The following is an 18,151-nucleotide window of genomic DNA, read 5'->3' on the forward strand; positions in this document are numbered from 1 at the left end:
ATGAATCGGTCACCAATCAGGGTCTTGGGCCTTGTGCGCCTTGCACTGATCAGCTATTGCTTGCCTGTGCCTGCATGATCATCTCACCCGATCGTCCCGGCAACTCCGCCCATGTCAGCGGGACAGTGGGCAACTCCCGGTCTTTGACTTGTCGATAATAATCTTCCATCGCGACCAGATCATAGCCCTGCGCCTGCCAGCCCTGCAGCAATTGTTCAAATATGGGGGCGAGTTTTTGGCCTTCAAGCTCTGCATGCAGAGTAAATACATGATCGCGGGGCGTTGCTGTCAGGGCCAGGATATGGGCTGCGATATTTGACGGCGTCAGCTCAACGCCGTTGAAACTCCTGCCCAACAATTCATCCAGTGTCGGCAGGGTGGTTGGCAGTTGTATGCATGCCAGCGTCTTGCCATTCACCTGCAAGCGATGCGGTCCGGCCGCGGCGTCGGCCAGGGCGCCGTCATCGTTCAGCATGGCGCGGCCGTCGGAGGAATAGGCAATGCCGAATTTTTCCAGCTGCTCGAAGGCGTAGGGATTCATTTGCCAGCCGGCGGCGCCGTGGGTTTTCGGCGGCTGGCCGAAAATCTGCGTGAAGCGATCGAACGAACGTTGCATCTGCTGGCTAGTCCAGTCTGCGCCGCGCTGCCGCACATGGTCTTGCCACACGCGGTGATCCCACGTATGGACGCCGCATTCGAAACCGGCGTCGCGTACCGCCTGCATATAGCTTGCACAAGTCTTGCCGATATCCGGAGCCGGCAACAGCACGCCGTACATCAAGGTCTTGAGACCGTAATGTTCGACCACCGAAGTGCGCGACACCTTTTGGAAAAAGCCGGGGCGAAATACTTGTTTCAATGCCCAGCCGGTATGGTCGTACCCGAGCGAAAACAGAAAAGTGGCGCGAGCCTGGTATTTGCTCAGCAGGCGCACCAGATTCGGCACCCCTTCACGTGTGCCGCGATAGGTGTCGGCGTCGATTTTTAAGGTGAGGAGGGGCAAGTTGTCTGGGCTAGCGAGAAAGAAGGGATGGGAAAACTTCGGAGCCGGCTATAAACCAAATACGTAAAACGGATTCTGTTGTTGCATCTACCAACTACAAGGGTGGAACAACCTTATCCGCTTTATTGACCTTCTAAAGCGCGGCTGTTCCACCGAGTACCTGTTTAGTCCATCAAGGCGCGAGCTTCGGCCACCTGGCCGCGGTATGCATCAAAAATATTGCGCAAGGTGTCAGCCATGGTGGTGGTCGGCTGCCAGTTCAGTTCGTCGCATGTGTTGGTGATTTTCGGCACGCGATTTTGCACGTCTTGATAGCCTTTACCGTAGTACGCCGCTGAAGTGGTCTCGATCAGCTTGACCTTCTTCGCCGAGTCGGCGTATTCAGGATATTCGGTCGCCAGTTTCAACATCATGTCGGCCAGGTCGCGGATCGAGTAGTTGTTGACCGGATTGCCGATGTTGTAGATCTTGCCGCTGGCAATACCGTCCTTGTTGGCGATGATCTTGATCAGGGCGTCGATACCGTCATCGATGTAAGTGAAGGCACGTTTTTGCTGGCCGCCATCGACCAGGGAGATATTCTCGCCGCGCACGATATGACCGAAGAACTGGGTCACTACGCGTGAGCTGCCTTCCTTCGGCGTATGGATCGAATCAAGGCCGGCGCCGATCCAGTTGAACGGACGGAACAGCGTGAAGTTCAAGCCTTCTTCCATGCCATAGCCCCAGATCACGCGATCCATCAATTGCTTGGCGCAGGAGTAGATCCAGCGTGGCTTGTTGATCGGGCCGCAGATCAGTTCGGATTGCTCCGGATCGAATTCTTCGTCGTGGCACATACCGTACACTTCCGACGTCGACGGGAATACCAGGTGCTTGCCATACTTGGCAGCCGAACGCACGATAGGCAGGTTGGCTTCAAAGTCCAGTTCGAATACGCGCAGCGGCTGCTTGACGTAGGTCGACGGTGTGGCGATCGCCACCAGCGGCAGGATCACATCGCATTTCTTGACGTGGTACTCAACCCATTCCTTGTTGATGGTGATGTCGCCCTCGAAGAAATGCATGCGCGACTTATAGGCATCGTTGTCCAGCAGGTCGCGGATGCGGTCGGTCATCATGTCCATGCCGTAGACGTGCCAGTCGGTAGTTTCCAGGATACGCTTGGACAGGTGGTGGCCGATGAAACCGTTGACGCCGAGGATGAGGACTTTTTTCATGGTGATCTATTATTGTTGGATTGGCATTCCGCAAGGCGGAATTTCAAACGCTGCAGTTCTTGGCAGGCAGGGTAATCAAAAACTCCCATCGTGCTCGCAGAATCATGCAGCAGGCTTTGTATTATTTATATTATAAAAGGATGTTATGTAATGCCTCTGGCGTAACGGTTTGACCATCCGCCAGCAATTCGTTAATCAATAGCGCACGGCCATCGCCGCAAACGCCAACAATGCGATTATCCACTACCGCCAAGCCCCGAGGCAAATTTGCAGGCAGATTTTCGATCAAGTTGGCCGATAATTGTGCTTTTCCGATAATAAAAGTGCGCTCTTTGACAATAGTCCATGCGCCGGGATAGGGTGGCGCGACTGCGCGATACAGGTTGTAGACCTCATGCGCAGGTTGATTCCAGTCGATTTTGCCATCTTCCGGCTTGCGTCCGCCGAAATAACTACCTTGCGACAGATCGTTCGGCAACCTGGGGATTTTCCCCGCCAGCATGGCCGGCAGCACATTCCACAGCGTCTGTTCGGCGGCAACCACGACTTTGCCGAATACTTCATAGGCGGTGTCGTCGGGCAGAATCGGCACCGAGGTTTGCGCCACGATAGCGCCGGCGTCGGGCTTGGCAGCCATTTCATGCAGCGTGGCGCCGGTTTCGGTTTCGCCATGCAAGACCGCCCAATTGATTGGCACCCGGCCGCGATATTTCGGCAACAGGGAGCCATGCATATTGTAAGCGCCGTGTTTGGCCAGTGCCAGCAAGGCGGCTGGCAGCATATGGCGGTAATAGAAACTGAAGATGAAATCCGGCTGCAAGGCTGCAACCTGGGCCAGCAACTCCGGCGCGGCAGGATCGCTCGGGGCGATCGCTGGAATACCGTGTTGCTTGCACAAAGCGGAGACCGACTCGAACCAGATGGTTTCGGCCGGATTGTCTTCGTGGGTAATGACCAGTGCGATGTCGACGCCGCGCGCCAGCAAGACTTTCAGGCAGCGCACACCGACATTGTGATAGGCGAAAACGACGGCTCTCATGATGTCTCTTTATCCTCGGCCGAGGATTGCTCCAGCATGGCTTGCACCACGTAACGTGGCCGGGCCCGCACTTGCTGATAAATACGGCCGACATACTCGCCGACCAGGCCGATGCCGAACAGGATCATGCCCATCAGGAAGAAGGCAAACGCGAACAGCGTGAACACACCTTGCACCTCGGCGCCGAACAGGAAGCGGCGCACCACCAGAATGGCAAACAGCGCCCCGGAAGCGAACGACAGGATAATCCCGATCAGCGAAAACAGCTGCAAGGGCACAATCGAAAAACCAGTGACCAGGTCGAAATTCAGGCGGATCAGGCTATACAGCGAGTACTTCGATTCGCCGGCCGAACGCTCTTCGTGCTCGACCACGATTTCGGTCTCGTTGCGGGCGAAGGTATAAGCCAGCGCCGGCACGAAGGTGTTGACTTCCTTGCATTGGTTGATCAGGTCGACCACGTTGCGGCCATAAGCGCGCAGCATGTTGCCCTGATCCGTCATCTTGATGCCGGTGATTTTTTCGCGCAGCACATTCATGGCTTTGGAGGCAATCGTGCGCCAGGCAGAATCCTGGCGTTTGCGGCGGATCGAGCCGACGTAATCGTAGCCCTCGCGCATCTTGGCGACCAGGTTGCCGATTTCTTCCGGCGGATTTTGCAGGTCGGCGTCGAGCGTTACGATAATTTCGCCGCGGCTGGCTTCAAAGCCGGCCAGTATCGCCATATGCTGGCCGAAATTGCCGTTGAACAGGACCACGCGGGTAACGTCCGGGCGCAAGCGGAATTGCTCGGCCAGTATCGCCGCCGATTTGTCGCGGCTGCCGTCGTTGACGTACAGGATTTCATAGCTGATGCCAAGTGCGTCAAGCGCCGGGTAGAGGCGCTCGAACAGTTTGGCGAGGCCCGATTCCTCGTTGTATACCGGGATGACGACGGAAAGTTCTGGTTTCATCAATCGCTTGTTAGTTTTGTTTAGTTTTGTTCGAGCACGGATTTTACCGCCGAAACCGCACGTTCGACATCGTTCTTCGTCATCACATTAAACATTGGCAGCGAGACGATCAGGCGGCCGACCCTTTCCGAGATCGGGAACATGCCTTCCTTGAAGCCACGTGCGCGGTACATGCTGAGCAGGTGGATCGCAGGATAGTGGTAGCCGATGCCGATGCCGCGTTCCTGCATCTGCTCCATGAAAGTGGCGCGCGCCGGTTTGCCGTCCTTGCGCTCCGGCAGCACCAGCTGAAACATGTGCCAGTTGCTGTTGTCGAAATCGGCAACCGGCAACTGCGCGCCGTACTTCGCTTCAAAATCGCTGCCGAAACAGGTGAAGTAGTACTGCGCCAGTTCGCGCCGATGGGCGGTAATCGCTTCGATATGGGCAAACTGGCCGAGGCCGATGGCTGCTGCAACGTCGGTCATGTTGAATTTGCCGCCCAGGACATCGACGTCAAGACCGTCGAAGCCGCTGCGGGTAACGCCTTGCAGGCGATATTTTTCTGCGAGGCGTGCTTCTTCGGCATTGTTCAACACCAGGCAGCCGCCTTCGGATGAAGTGACGTTCTTGTTGGCCTGGAAGCTGAACGAGACAAAGTCGCCCAAAGCACCGATGCGCTTGCCGTTCCAGGTCGATCCCAATGCTTGTGCGGCGTCTTCCACCACGCGCAGATTATGTTTTTTTGCCAGCGCGTACAGGCGATCCATATCCACCGGCAGACCCGACAGGTAGACCGGAATGATGGCCTTGGTGCGCGGTGTGATGGCGGCTTCTACCTGGGCCAGGTCGATATTGCGGGTAACCGGATCGATGTCGGCGAACACCGGCGTGGCGCCGGTTTCAATAATCACGTTGGCTGTGGCAACCCAGGAAATCGGCGTGGTGATGACTTCATCGCCGGCGCCGATGCCGGCGATGCGCAAGGCGATTTCCATGGTGCAGGTGCCGGAATTGAAGGTGCGCACCGGACGGCCGCCGAAATACTCGGACAGCTGCGCTTCGAATGCCTGCACCTTGGGGCCGCTGGTGATCCAGCCGGAACGCAGGACATCGCCGACCGCTGCGATCGTGGCTTCATCGATGGTAGGTTTGGCAAACGGCAGGAAGGGTTGTTGGCTCATGTTGGTTGTGAAATCCGATGTAAGTTTGGCAGAAATGTTGACAAAGTAAGCGACGAAATATTCAACAGCTTATCTATATATGGTTAACTATAAGGTTAACTGCGGGTCAGCATCACCACGCCGACAATAATGACGCCGATTGCCATCAACCGCTGCGCCGATACCGCTTCGCCCAGGAAGTACCAGGCGCCAGCAGCGCTGATGATATAGCCCAGCGACAGCATAGGGTAGGCGATGGTGACGTCGACCCGCGACAGGCCGATGATCCAGACCACCACCGAGATGACGTAGCAGCTCAGGCCGGCAATAATCGGCAGCTGGGTGGCCAGTTTGATGCCAGTGGCAAACCAGTTTTGCGGCGTCAGGCTGATGACGCCGACAGCGTTAGTGCCGGCTTTCAGCAAGAGTTGCGCTGCCGCGTTGAGGCATACGCCGGCGAAGATAAAGGCAAATGTGGTTAGATTCATGTGTGTCGCTGGTTAGTAAGGCGAGGCAGGTGCGCTAGACGGGGCGGATTCCGCTGCCGCAGGCGCAGGCTCAGCTACAGCCGGGGGAGCCGCTGGCGCCGGAGCGGCAGCAGGAATCCCCTGGTTGGTCACCACGACCCTGCGCGGATCCTGGCCGATGACACGCATCGGCACACCCTTTTGTTCCAGCTCGCGATAGTTTTCCGGGCGGATGATGGCGATATCCTTCTTGCCGGCTACGTGATCGGCGGTCCATTTGGTGGCAAATGCATCGATGGTTGGAATCCACAGTTCCGGTTGCTGGCCGATGCCGAACTCCAGTTCATCCTTATGCTGCACCATGGTCATGGTGCGGCGCAGGTAGAACGGCAGCGCCTGCTCGTATTTGCCGACCACGTAAAGCGTGGTTTGCGGCGTCATTTCTGCATTGATGGCAGGCACCAGGTCGATCCCGGCGGAATAACGTCCTTGCGGATCGTGACCGTACATCAACAGCTGGCCGCCGATGAAGCCGCTGGCAGCGAGGGCGACGATGGCCCATTCGCGTTGACGGCGCACCAGCATCAATGCCGCTATGCCGCCGATAAAGGCAACTACCGATGCGGCGAAAACCCAAGGCACGTGGGCTTGCATCAATGGCAGGGAGTAAGCGTCCTTGGCCAACGTCGGGATTTTGGAGGACAGCGCCAGGCCGGCGATAGCCGGCACCAGCAGCAGCCACGCCGAGGCTTGTACCGACTTGTTGCTGGCGTTATCCAGATGGCAGGCAATCAGCAGTGCCAGCGCCGGGAAGATCGGCAGGATGTACGACGGCAGCTTGGAATCGGAAATGCTGAAGAAAACGAAAATGAATATGCTCCAGATCAGCAGCATTTTTTTCGGCTGGAAGCCGGATGTCGCGCTACGTTCGTGCGCGCCGCTCCACAAGCTTTGGAACAAGATGCCAAGCCACGGCACGATGCCCAATATCAGGATAGGGACAAAGTAATAGGGCGGGCCATAGCGGTTGTGAATCTTGCTGGTGAAGCGCTGGAATTGTTCGTGGATAAAAAAGAATTGCGGGAATTCCGGATTTTTCATCGAAATCAGTACGAACCACGGTGTCGTGATCAGAAAGAACAGGATCAGGCCCCATACCATATGCAAGCGCTTCCAGATCGACCAGTCGCGTGAAAACAGGGTATACAACACCAATACCGCGCCGGGAATGAGCAGGCCGATCAAGCCCTTCGACAACACCGCCAGCGCCATGCCGGCCCAGCACAGCAACATCCAGTTGCGCTGTGCGCTATGGCTGATTTCACTGCGCTGCGCCAGCAACAGGGCGCACAAGGAAATCGTCATCATGCCGGACAAGCCCATGTCCAGCGTGTTGATGTGGCCAAGGCCGGCCCACAGGAAGCTGGAGCCAAGCACCAGCGCCGCATAGAAACCGATGCGCGCGGAGAACATGCGGGTACCGGTGAACGACACCAGCACCACGCCCAGCAAGCCGCACAAACCAGTCCACAAACGTGCCTGCCACTCACCCAGGCCAAACAACTCGAACGTGAGCGCATTCATCCAGGTTTGCAGTGGTGGTTTCTCAAAATATTTGAGGCCATTCAGCCGTAAGGTAATCCAGTCGCCGGTGGCGACCATTTCACGCGCCATTTCGGCGTAGCGGCCTTCATCGGTCGGCACCAGCGTACGGGCGCCAAGCATGTAAAACCAGATGATGCAGAACAACAGGAACAGCAGCCAGACGAAAGTTTTTGATTTGTGCAGTTCACGCATCTTGGGCGGTTTCCTTGTCGGTATCGAAAATCAGGGCCAGGGCGACTTTACGTCCCTCGGCCATTAAAATGTTGTAAGTCCGGCAAGCAGCCTTGTTGTCCATGCACTCGACGCCGATGCGGCGCGAGGTCAGCACCGTGGTCAGTTTCGGGTGCACAAAACGTTGGCGCGAGCCGGTGCCAAGGATCACGACATCGGGCCGGGTGCTGTCTATATGGGCAAAATGTTCGGCATGGAGGGCGTCGAAGCCGCTGACCGGCCATGCGACCGGCGCCACTTCGGGCAGCACCAGCAAGCTGTGCTCGTAGCGGACGGCGTTGATTTCCACGCCCTTGTCGTCGTAGGCCGTGACTGTCTGATACTGTTGGGTCGATGTGGTATGTAGCTTCATTGCATTATCTTTACTCGTTGAGGGAAAAATCCTACCCGCCAATAATTAGCAAAACCACAGGATAGACCGCAGACGATGTGCAAATTTCCGGAAAATGGAAAATAAAGTGCTGCATTGTAGCGTTTTCCGTCGCGGAACTTGCGTTATCGATTGATAAAACCTCACGCTTTCGGCAGAATGGGTGGTTCGGGCAGTGATTTGTGCACTGCCAGAAAGCTGTCTGAAAAGTCGTGAAATAGCTTGGGAGGCCCTTACAAGGGGCTATTGCTTGCATTTGCTGCGGCGCACGTAATCAAGTGTGACGATACCTCAATTTTCCAGACAGCTTTTTAAAGCTCGATAATGTTGCGTAAAATACAAGGGATTGTGCTGTGCGACCGATTCAAAAATCGAAAAAACTAGATGACGTTTGTTATGACATTCGCGGCCCGGTGCTGGAAAAGGCGCGGCAAATGGAAGAAGAAGGTCATAAGATCATCAAGCTGAACATCGGCAACCTGGCCGTGTTCGGTTTCGAGCCGCCCGATGAAATCGTGCAGGACATGATTCTCAACATGGGCAACGCTTCGGGCTATACCGATTCCAAAGGCATGTTCGCGCCACGCAAGTCGGTGATGCATTATTGCCAGCAAAAGAATATTCAGGGCGTCACGATTGACGATATCTACCTGGGTAACGGCGCTTCGGAGTTGATCGTGATGAGCATGAATGCGTTGCTCAACACCGGTGATGAGGTATTGGTGCCGGCGCCGGATTATCCGCTCTGGACCGCAGCGGTCAGCCTGTCCGGCGGCACCCCGCGTCATTATGTTTGCGACGAGCAAGCCGGCTGGTTTCCTGATATCGAAGATATCAAAAAGAAAATCAATTCGAATACCCGTGCGATTGTCGTCATCAATCCGAATAATCCTACCGGCGCTTTGTATCCGGTGGAGCTGCTGCAACAGATCGTCGATCTGGCGCGCCAGCATCAACTGATCATTTTTGCCGACGAAATCTACGACAAAGTACTGTATGACGGCGAGACCCATACCTCGCTGGCCTCGCTGGCTGACGATGTGCTGTTCATCACCTTTAACGGCTTGTCGAAAAACTATCGTTCCTGCGGTTATCGTGCCGGCTGGATGGTGGTGTCGGGCGAGAAAAAACACGCCAAGAGTTATATAGAGGGCTTGAACATGCTGGCGTCCATGCGCCTGTGCGCCAATGCGCCCGGTCAGTATGCAATCCAGACAGCGTTGGGCGGCTACCAGAGCATCAATGACCTGGTCGGGCCGCACGGCCGTTTGACGCGCCAGCGCGACATGGCCTACAAGCTGCTGACCGATATCCCGGGCGTTACCTGCGTCAAGCCGAAGGCTGCGCTGTATATGTTTCCACGCCTGGATCCGAAGATATATCCGATTGCAGACGACCAGGATTTCGCTTACGAATTGCTGGCAGAGCAGCGCGTACTGATTGTGCAGGGCACCGGTTTCAACTGCCCGACGCCGGACCATTTCCGCGTGGTGTTCTTGCCCAACACCGACGACCTGGCGGAATCGATGGGGCGCATTGCGAATTTCCTCGAAGGTTATCGCCGGCGTCACGGCACGACCTGATGTAGGGTTTAGGGTCGGGTTTTTAGTTGGGTTTATAGTTTATTTATTACGTCGGACTGGTGCAGCTGCCAGCCCGGCATCATCAGATTTTTTTTACAGACAACAGAGATCATGAAATCCATCAAGGTAGGTTTGCTTGGCATAGGTACGGTCGGTTCCGGCACGTTCAACGTATTGAAGCGTAATCAGCAAGAAATTGCAGCGCGCGCAGGGAGAGCTATTGAAATTACGATGGTGGCCGATCTCGACGTCGAGCGTGCCAAACAGCTGACCAACGGTGAAGTCACCGTGGTCAACGACGCCAAACTGGTAGTCAACAATCCCGACATCGATATCGTCATCGAGTTGATCGGCGGCTACGGTATCGCCAAGGATCTGGTGCTGCAGGCGATCGCCAACGGCAAGCATGTGGTCACCGCCAACAAGGCGCTGATTGCAACGCATGGCAACGAGATTTTCAAGGCGGCGCAAGAGAAGGGCGTGATCGTTGCCTTTGAAGCCGCGGTTGCCGGCGGTATTCCTATCATTAAAGCACTGCGCGAAGGCTTGACCGCCAACAGCATCCAGTGGATTGCCGGCATCATCAACGGCACCACCAATTTCATCCTGTCCGAAATGCGCGACAAGGGGCTCGACTTTGATGTCGTGCTGAAGGAAGCGCAACGCCTTGGATATGCCGAAGCCGATCCGACCTTCGATATCGAAGGCGTAGATGCTGCCCACAAGCTGACCATCATGGCCTCGATCGCGTTCGGCATCCCGGTGCAGTTCAACAAAGCGCATGTAGAAGGCATTACCAAGCTGCAGGCCACCGATATCCGCTACGCCGAACAACTCGGCTATCGCATCAAGCTGCTCGGCATCACCAAGCGCACTGCGGGCGGCATCGAGCTGCGCGTGCATCCGACGCTGATTCCGAGCGCACGCCTGATCGCCAACGTTGAAGGCGCCATGAATGCGGTGCTGGTGCGCGGCGATGCTGTCGGCGATACGCTGTACTACGGTAAAGGCGCTGGCGCCGAGCCTACCGCTTCGGCGGTGATCGCCGACCTGGTCGACATCACGCGCCTGGCGACCGCCGATCCTGAGCATCGCGTACCGCATCTGGCATTCCAGCCGAACGCCATGGCTGACACGCCTATCCTGCCGATGGCGGAAATCACCACCAGCTATTATCTGCGCATGCACGTCGCCGATCAGCCTGGAGTGCTGGCCGATGTCACGCGGATTCTGGCGGACTCGTCGATTTCGATAGATGCCATGCTGCAAAAAGAGCCGGCAGCGGGCGAGACCCGTACCGATATCATCATGCTGACGCATCAGACGCAGGAAAAAAATGTCGAAGCGGCGATTGCAAAGATTGAAGCCTTGGCGACCGTAGTTGGCACGGTGACCAAGATTCGGTTGGAAGAGTTGGGTTAATCGTCTGTCTTGATGGTTGATGACTTATTTGCTGACTTAATGGCTGATTTGATGGCTGACTACAAGGAGAGTGTATGCGTAAGATGTTGATGGCCCTGTGCCTGGTACTACCCGCAGCAGCATTTGCCCAAGTCGACCCTTGTCTTTCGCAGAGCAGCACCGTGGATATGAATGCCTGCGCCAAGACCGAGTTCGACAAAGACGAAAAAACCTTGAACGACACCTATCAGCAATTGGTTCAGCAAATCACCAAGCCTGACCAGGATGGCGTGCGCTATGGCGAGGTCAAGAAAAAATTGATCGAGGCACAGCGTGCCTGGGTCACTTTCCGTAAAAAAGATTGTGACGCTGTCTATACCTACAACGAGAGCGGATCCATTCGTAACCTCGAATTCCTGGGATGCATGCGCGGCCACACCGTACAGCGCACCAAGGAACTGAAGAACTTCATCGCCGCGAAGTAAGCGCCGGGGAAAATTGCCCGCATCAGGCAAAAAGCCGCTGCAGATGTCATATCTGCAGCGGCTTTTCAGTTTACGGGGGTACGACTGCTTGCTATTCGAGGTTCTGCACCTGTTCACGCATCTGGTCGATCAGCAGCTTCAATTCCATGGAGGCGTCGGCTAGTTCCTTGATCGCAGCCTTGGAGCCAACGGTGTTGGCTTCGCGGTTGAGTTCCTGCATCATGAAATCCAGGCGCTTGCCAACCTGGCCGCCTTTTTTCAGGATATGACGGGTTTCGCCCAAGTGCGCCGCCAGCCGTGATAATTCTTCGGCAATATCGATGCGAATGCCATACAAGGTGACTTCCTGGCGAATCCGGTCCAGCGCTTCTTCACGCGACAGGCTTGAATTACTAGCATCCTGTTGCGCCAGGCCCAGCGCCTCTTGCATGCGCTCTATGGCTTTTTGCTGGAATTGCGCCACCACTTGCGGTACCAGTGGCGTGATGCGTTGTACGATGGCTTCCATGGCATCGATACGGGTGATCAACGTGGCTTGTAGAGCCGCGCCTTCGCGCGCGCGCGACTCGACAAACGCTTCCAGCGTTGCGCCCATGGTGGCCTGGATATCGGCCTGTAATGTATCCTGGCTGATCACCGCTTCTTCGATGACGCCGGGCCAGCGCAGCAATTCATTGACGGTGAACGGCGCCGCTTCGATGAATTGCTGGCGTACCGCGTTTTGCAAATCGACAAGAGATGCCAGCAGCGTCGTGTTCAGGGCTTGCGATGCGCCGGAAGCCGTCTTGCGCCCGAAACTCAGCCGACATTCGACTTTGCCGCGTGCAATGCGGCCGATGATGGCCTCGCGCAACGCCGGTTCGAGCGAGCGCAGGTCGTCATTGATGCGGAATTGCAGGTCGAGAAAACGCGAGTTGACGCTCTTGATTTCGATGGTAATCGTGCCTGCGGCCGTCTCGCGGTTGGTGACGGCGTAACCTGTCATGCTACAGATAGTCAAAATGCTGTCCTTTGTTTCTGGTTTGCAAGGGTTTTTCTTTACAAGTCAGCGATTTATCAAGACAATCCTTACACCAATTACTAGGGTAGGATCGCATGGCCGCGCAAAACAATGCACCATTGCCTGACGGGCTAAAAATTGCTGGATACCGCATTGTAAAGAAGATTGCTTCTGGCGGGTTCAGTATTGTCTATCTGGCATACGATGAAGATGGCAACGCAGTCGCCATCAAGGAATATTTGCCAAGTTCGCTGGCGTTACGACAGTGGGGCGAACTGGCGCCGGCAATTTCGCCGGAAAACCTGCCGACCTTCAGGATCGGCCTTAAGTGCTTTTTCGAGGAAGGCCGCGCTTTGGCGCGCATCGCGCATCCGAACGTGGTGAGCGTTATCAATTTCTTCCGCGCCAATGAAACGGTGTACATGGTGATGGCCTACGAGTCCGGACGCTCGCTGCAGGAACATATCCTGCGCCGCCGCGATAAAGGGGAAAAGCCGCTGGTGTCGGAAAAATTCATCCGCAAGATGTTCCGTCACGTGATGAACGGCCTGCGCGAGGTGCATACGCATAAGCTGCTGCATCTGGACCTGAAGCCGGCAAATATCTATTTGCGCGCTGACGGCACGCCGATCCTGCTGGACTTCGGCGCCGCCCGCCAGACCCTGCGCTCCGATTCGCCCAAGTTGTACCCGATGTATACACCGGGTTTCGCTCCGGCCGAACTATATGAGCGCAATGGCAACCTGGGGCCGTGGACCGATATCTATAGTATCGGCGCCTCGATTTTTGCCTGCATGGTCGGTGCGCCGCCGCAGCCGGTGGATCAGCGCAAGGTCAACGACAAGATGGAAGGGCATTTCCGCAAGCTGGAAGGCCTGTATTCGCCGGAATTGATCCAGGTGGTGCGTTGGTGCCTGATGATCGATCCGCTGCAACGGCCGCAAAGCGTGTTTGCGGTGCAGCGCGCGTTGATGGAGCCGGTACAGGAAGAAGAGGTAAGCGTGCGCGATATGGTGACGCGCAAGATACGTAACGTCTTTTTCACGCATATCCAGTTCCGCCGGAAAGCCGAGAGCAATCCGGATACGACGATCCAGGAAAACACGCAGTAAAAAATACGAAAAAACCACAATAAACATGCAGTGACGTGCTCCACAAAGTGTTCCACAAAGTGCACCGCATAGCGCTCTGCAACGCGCCGCGTCATTGCCCCGTTTTTTAGCTGCATTTTTAGCAAGAATTGTACATAGTCATGCGATTTTCTGTTTATCAAGAAAGCCATATCGGCGGCCGTAAGGTCAACCAGGACCGGATGGGCTACAGCTTCACGCGTGATGCCTTGTTGCTGTTGCTGACCGACGGTATGGGTGGTCATTTGCACGGCGAGATCGCCGCCAACATTACGATGCAGACCATCGGTTCGCTATTCCAGAAGAATGCCCAGCCTTATATCAAAAAGCCGGAGCGGTTTCTGGAAGACGCTTTCTACGCTGCGCACATGGAAATCCATCGTTACCGGGAAGTGCACAAACTCTCGGAAACACCGCGCACCACGGTGGTGGCCTGCCTGATCCAGCACAACAGCGCATTCTGGGCACACTGCGGTGATTCGCGCCTGTACTGGATGCGTAACGGCCAGATCCTGGCGCGCACTCGCGATCACTCTCGCATCGAAAGCCTGATTGCGCAGGGCAAGGCAGATCCTTCCGAGCGTGCTACCCATCCGGACCGCAACAAGCTGTTCAACTGTCTCGGCGCCACCAACATGCCGATCGTTGAGCTGTCGCGCCGCGTCAGCCTGCAGGCGGGCGATGTCGTGCTGTTATGCTCTGACGGGCTGTGGTCGATGTTGCCCGATCACGTATTGGCGCAACGTCTGCAAACCAGCACCATCGTGCGGGCAGTGCCGGAGCTGGTGAACAATGCGCTTGGGATTGCCGGTAAAACCAGCGATAATGTTACCGCTTTGGCAATGGCCTGGGGCAGCGATCCGAATATTGATGATCCTTCTACTTCAATCGTTACCCATACGCTGCCGATTGGCAGCCTGACCACCACCATCCAGGCGCCGCGACTTGGGGCGACAGACGCTCCGGACGGCTTCAGCGATGCCGATATCGAACAGGCGATTGCGGAAATCCGCGGCGCTATTGAAAAAAATATTTAAGGAATTTACATGTTGCCTATTACCCGTCCCAGCGGACGCGCCGCCGATGCTTTGCGCACCGTCCGCCTGACCCGCAATTACACTAAACACGCCGAAGGTTCGGTACTGGTTGAATTCGGCGACACCAAGGTTATCTGTACCGCCAGCCTGGAAGAAAAAGTCCCTGGTTTCCTGAAGGGCAAAGGACAGGGCTGGCTGACGGCTGAATACGGCATGTTGCCGCGCTCTACCAATACCCGCATGGACCGCGAAGCAGCACGCGGCAAGCAATCCGGCCGTACCCAGGAAATCCAGCGTTTGATCGGACGTTCATTACGGGCAGCATTTGATCTGCAGGCTTTCGGCGAACGCACCCTGCATCTGGATTGCGACGTGATCCAGGCTGACGGCGGTACCCGCACTGCCTCGATTACCGGCGCCATGGTGGCGGCTTACGATGCATTTTCCCGCTTGTTGGAAAGGAAGGCAATCGCAGCGATTCCTTTGAAGCACTTTGTCGCGGCGATTTCGGTCGGCGTTTATCAAGGCACGCCGGTGCTGGACCTGGATTATGTCGAGGATTCCGGTTGCGATACCGATATGAATGTGGTGATGACCGACACCGGCCATTTCATCGAAGTGCAAGGTACGGCGGAAGGCGTTGCTTTCGACCGGCCTACCTTGAATAGCCTGCTGGATCTGGCGCAAGGCGGGATCGGCGAGTTGATCCAGTTGCAAAAACAAGCTTTGGGTTTGGCTGAATAAATTGGCGCGTGGGCACAAAAACGTGCCCACCCTACGCCCGCGTTATCGATGGGCCGTGTGTAAGCGATATAATCCGGTCTATGTATATCGATTCCCACTGCCATATCAATTTTCCGGAGCTGTCCGCAAGGATGCCGGAAGTACTCGCCAAAATGGCGCAAAACCAGGTTACCCATGCATTGTGCGTATCGGTCGACCTGCCCGATTTCCCGCAAGTGCTGGAACTGGCCAAGACCTATCCGCATATCTACGCATCAGTCGGGGTGCACCCTGACTATGAAGATACGCCTGAGCCTAGCGTCGACGATCTGATTCGTCTTTCCGATCATCCGAAAATCATCGCCATCGGTGAAACCGGCCTTGATTATTACCGTTTGCAAGGCGACCTGGAATGGCAGCGCGAGCGTTTCCGACGCCACATCCGGGCCTCGCGCGCGACCGGCAAGCCTTTGATCATTCATACCCGTGCGGCCTCGGCAGATACCATTCGCATCATGCAGGAAGAGGGCGCCGGTACCAATGCAGGTGGCGCCGGCGGCGTCATGCACTGCTTTACGGAATCGCTGGAAGTGGCCGAGGCGGCAATGGCGATGGGGTTCTATATTTCGTTTTCCGGCATCGTCACCTTCAAGAGCGCCAAGGAGCTGCAGGCTGTCGCCCTGGCGGTGCCTTTGAGCAGCACGTTGATTGAAACCGATTCGCCGTATCTGGCGCCGGTGCCGCATCGCGGCAAAATGAACGAGCCGGGATGGGTCATGCATGTCGGCGAATTCCTGGCCAATTTAAAGGGCGTGCCGGCGACGCAGGTGGCGCAGCAAACCACCGATAATTTCTTCAATTTGTTCAAACTGGCAAAGGATCAGGCGCATGCCTAACTTATTTAATCGCACGGTCAATCGAATAAACATGCGTTCGCAGTTTTCAATATTTGTGTTGCTGCTGTTGGCGCTGGCTTGTTTGCCGTCCGTGAGTCATGCCGCTGGTAATGACAGCAAAGCCGCCGACGCCTATGCCAAGGCAGTCCAGCTGGATGACGAGCGTGGCATGAAGAAACTTCTGGCTGCCGGCGTCGATCCGAATCTGATAGCGCAAAAGCAGCGTGGCGAAACCGGCTTGATGCTGGCAGTGCATGAGGACTCGAAGAAAGTGTTCAACGTCTTGCTCAACGCGCACGGTATCGATCTCAACCTGCGCTCGCGCAACGGCGACACCGCTTTGATGATTGCGTCCTACAAGGGCGACGTAACGGCAGTCAAGGCTTTGCTGGACAAGGAAGCCGAGCCCAACAACACCGGCTGGACGGCGCTGCACTATGCCGCCGCGGTCGGTAATGATGAAATCGTGCAGATGCTGCTGGATGCCTCGGCTTACATCGACGCCGGCTCACCCAATAACACGACGCCGATCATGATGGCTGCGCGCGCCGGCAAAATCCAGACAGTCAAGCTGCTGCTCGATAGCGGCGCCGACGTCACCTTGAAAAACGATGTCGGCATGACAGCGATCGACCTCGCCAGGAAATTCGATCACAACGATATCGCCGACGGCTTGACTCATCGCCTCAAACAAGCCGGCAAACTTTAACTTGATTTAACTTAAGTCAGGATGTGCGGACCCACATCCTTGATATCCTTAGTGCCGGTCAGCGCCATGCTGACATCGAGTTCCTGCTGCAGGATCTGCAGCATCTTGGTGACGCCGGCTTCCCCCATTGCACCCAGGCTATACAGGAACGCACGGCCGATCATGGTGCCCTTCGCGCCCAGGGCGACCGCTTTCAGCACGTCCTGGCCGCTGCGGATGCCACCGTCGAACCAGACTTCAATCTGATCGCCTACCGCATCGACAATCGCCGGCAGCGCCGAGATCGACGACACCGCGCCATCCAGTTGCCGCCCGCCGTGATTGCTGACGACGATGGCGTCGGCGCCGGTAGTGGCAGCGATCTTGGCGTCCTCGATATCCAGAATCCCTTTCAGGATCAGCTTGCCACCCCATTGCTCCTTGATCCAGGCGATGTCGTCCCAGTTCAGGGTTGGGTCGAACTGGCTGGCAGTCCATTTGCTCAGGGTCATGATGCCGTCGGCGCCGGAGACGTGGCCAGCCAGGTTGCCAAACGATTTACGGCCACCCAGTGCGCGCAGAGCCCAGCCGGGTTTGCTGGCGAGGTCAATCAGGTTGGCCAGGGTCATTTTCGGCGGTACCGACATACCGTTTTTCAGATCCTTGTGGCGCTGGCCGAGGATTTGCAGATCCAGCGTCAGCACCAGCGCCGAACATTTGGCGGCCTTGGCGCGTTCGATCAGCGATTTGATAAAACCACGGTCGCGCATCACGTACAGTTGAAACCAGAACGGCTTGGTGGTGACGCTGGCGACATCTTCGATAGAGCAGATGCTCATGGTCGACAGCGTGAACGGGATGCCGAATTTCTCGGCAGCGATGGCGCCCAGCATTTCACCGTTGGCCCATTGCATGCCGGTCAGTCCGGTAGGGGCGATGGCCACCGGCATCGTCACGTCGTGGCCGATCATGGTGCTGCGGGTTGAGCGTTGATCGACGTTGATGGCAACCCGCTGGCGCAAATGAAGCGCGGCGAGGTCGCTGCTGTTGGCGCGGTAGGTCGATTCGGTATACGAGCCGCTGTCAGCATAATCGTAAAATGCTTTAGGTACACGTTTCTTGGCCAGCAGACGCAAGTCTTCAACGCAGGTAATCACAGGCATAGGGTTCTCTTGGTG

General features: G+C 56.3%; 18 protein-coding genes. 8 read left to right on the forward strand and 10 right to left on the reverse strand.

Going from position 1 to position 18,151, the window contains the following annotated elements; genetic code table 11:
• Positions 1 to 49: 49 nt before the first annotated feature.
• From BM029_RS03090 to BM029_RS03125, 8 genes are all read right to left on the reverse strand, one after another.
• A complete protein-coding gene (locus tag BM029_RS03090) occupies positions 50 to 1,003 on the reverse strand; it encodes a polysaccharide deacetylase family protein (RefSeq protein ID WP_092432514.1) in 954 nt (317 codons plus the stop codon).
• 164 nt (positions 1,004 to 1,167) lie between these two features.
• On the reverse strand, positions 1,168 to 2,223 hold the full coding sequence (locus tag BM029_RS03095; protein ID WP_092412124.1) for a bifunctional UDP-4-keto-pentose/UDP-xylose synthase: 1,056 nt from the start codon (positions 2,221 to 2,223) through the stop codon (positions 1,168 to 1,170).
• A gap of 130 nt (positions 2,224 to 2,353) precedes the next feature.
• On the reverse strand, positions 2,354 to 3,262 hold the full coding sequence (locus BM029_RS03100) for a formyltransferase (protein ID WP_092432517.1): 909 nt from the start codon (positions 3,260 to 3,262) through the stop codon (positions 2,354 to 2,356).
• Complete coding sequence (locus tag BM029_RS03105; protein ID WP_092432518.1) at positions 3,259 to 4,215, reverse strand: glycosyltransferase; 957 nt, start codon at positions 4,213 to 4,215, stop codon at positions 3,259 to 3,261. Before BM029_RS03105 ends, BM029_RS03100 begins: the two co-directional genes overlap by 4 nt.
• Positions 4,216 to 4,235: 20 nt before the next feature.
• Positions 4,236 to 5,378, reverse strand: a complete 1,143-nt coding sequence (locus BM029_RS03110) for a DegT/DnrJ/EryC1/StrS family aminotransferase (protein ID WP_092432520.1) — start codon at positions 5,376 to 5,378, stop codon at positions 4,236 to 4,238.
• A 95-nt stretch (positions 5,379 to 5,473) separates the two neighbouring features.
• On the reverse strand, positions 5,474 to 5,845 hold the full coding sequence (locus BM029_RS03115) for an EamA family transporter (protein ID WP_092432521.1): 372 nt from the start codon (positions 5,843 to 5,845) through the stop codon (positions 5,474 to 5,476).
• Positions 5,846 to 5,857: 12 nt separating this feature from the next.
• Entirely contained in the window at positions 5,858 to 7,621 is a 1,764-nt protein-coding gene (locus tag BM029_RS03120) for a glycosyltransferase family 39 protein (protein ID WP_092432523.1), read from the reverse strand.
• Positions 7,614 to 8,012, reverse strand: coding sequence for an Mth938-like domain-containing protein (locus BM029_RS03125; protein WP_092432525.1), 399 nt, complete (start codon positions 8,010 to 8,012; stop codon positions 7,614 to 7,616). The genes BM029_RS03120 and BM029_RS03125 overlap by 8 nt, the downstream gene beginning before the upstream one ends.
• A 371-nt stretch (positions 8,013 to 8,383) precedes the next feature.
• Between BM029_RS03125 and BM029_RS03130 the strand changes: the two genes are divergently transcribed.
• From BM029_RS03130 to BM029_RS03140, 3 genes are all read left to right on the forward strand, one after another.
• Positions 8,384 to 9,613, forward strand: a complete 1,230-nt coding sequence (locus tag BM029_RS03130; protein ID WP_092432528.1) for a pyridoxal phosphate-dependent aminotransferase — start codon at positions 8,384 to 8,386, stop codon at positions 9,611 to 9,613.
• Between the two features lie 111 nt (positions 9,614 to 9,724).
• On the forward strand, positions 9,725 to 11,035 hold the full coding sequence (locus BM029_RS03135; protein ID WP_092432530.1) for a homoserine dehydrogenase: 1,311 nt from the start codon (positions 9,725 to 9,727) through the stop codon (positions 11,033 to 11,035).
• Positions 11,036 to 11,109: 74 nt separating this feature from the next.
• Positions 11,110 to 11,499: a lysozyme inhibitor LprI family protein gene (locus BM029_RS03140; RefSeq protein ID WP_092432532.1), complete on the forward strand. Its 390-nt coding sequence runs from the start codon at positions 11,110 to 11,112 to the stop codon at positions 11,497 to 11,499.
• Between the two features lie 91 nt (positions 11,500 to 11,590).
• Here the strand turns inward: BM029_RS03140 and BM029_RS03145 are convergent, their stop codons facing one another.
• Complete coding sequence (locus BM029_RS03145) at positions 11,591 to 12,499, reverse strand: YicC/YloC family endoribonuclease (protein ID WP_244544878.1); 909 nt, start codon at positions 12,497 to 12,499, stop codon at positions 11,591 to 11,593.
• Positions 12,500 to 12,594: 95 nt separating this feature from the next.
• Between BM029_RS03145 and BM029_RS03150 the strand changes: the two genes are divergently transcribed.
• From BM029_RS03150 to BM029_RS03170, 5 genes are all read left to right on the forward strand, one after another.
• Positions 12,595 to 13,611 (forward strand): serine/threonine protein kinase, encoded by a 1,017-nt coding sequence (locus BM029_RS03150; protein WP_014006434.1) that lies wholly within the window; start codon positions 12,595 to 12,597, stop codon positions 13,609 to 13,611.
• Between the two features lie 140 nt (positions 13,612 to 13,751).
• Positions 13,752 to 14,666 carry a PP2C family protein-serine/threonine phosphatase gene (locus BM029_RS03155; protein WP_092432536.1) on the forward strand — a complete coding sequence of 305 codons (915 nt, stop codon included), beginning with the start codon at positions 13,752 to 13,754 and terminating at the stop codon, positions 14,664 to 14,666.
• Positions 14,667 to 14,675: 9 nt separating this feature from the next.
• A complete protein-coding gene (gene rph / locus BM029_RS03160) occupies positions 14,676 to 15,410 on the forward strand; it encodes a ribonuclease PH (protein WP_092432537.1) in 735 nt (244 codons plus the stop codon).
• An 80-nt stretch (positions 15,411 to 15,490) separates the two neighbouring features.
• Complete coding sequence (locus BM029_RS03165; RefSeq protein ID WP_092432540.1) at positions 15,491 to 16,285, forward strand: TatD family hydrolase; 795 nt, start codon at positions 15,491 to 15,493, stop codon at positions 16,283 to 16,285.
• Positions 16,278 to 16,994 carry an ankyrin repeat domain-containing protein gene (locus BM029_RS03170; protein WP_092432543.1) on the forward strand — a complete coding sequence of 239 codons (717 nt, stop codon included), beginning with the start codon at positions 16,278 to 16,280 and terminating at the stop codon, positions 16,992 to 16,994. The genes BM029_RS03165 and BM029_RS03170 overlap by 8 nt, the downstream gene beginning before the upstream one ends.
• An 11-nt stretch (positions 16,995 to 17,005) precedes the next feature.
• Here the strand turns inward: BM029_RS03170 and BM029_RS03175 are convergent, their stop codons facing one another.
• Positions 17,006 to 18,136, reverse strand: a complete 1,131-nt coding sequence (locus tag BM029_RS03175) for an alpha-hydroxy acid oxidase (protein WP_092432545.1) — start codon at positions 18,134 to 18,136, stop codon at positions 17,006 to 17,008.
• Between the last annotated feature and the right edge of the window lie 15 nt (positions 18,137 to 18,151).

Origin of the sequence: Collimonas sp. OK607 (assembly GCF_900111995.1) — a bacterium.
Taxonomy (GTDB): domain Bacteria; phylum Pseudomonadota; class Gammaproteobacteria; order Burkholderiales; family Burkholderiaceae_D; genus Collimonas.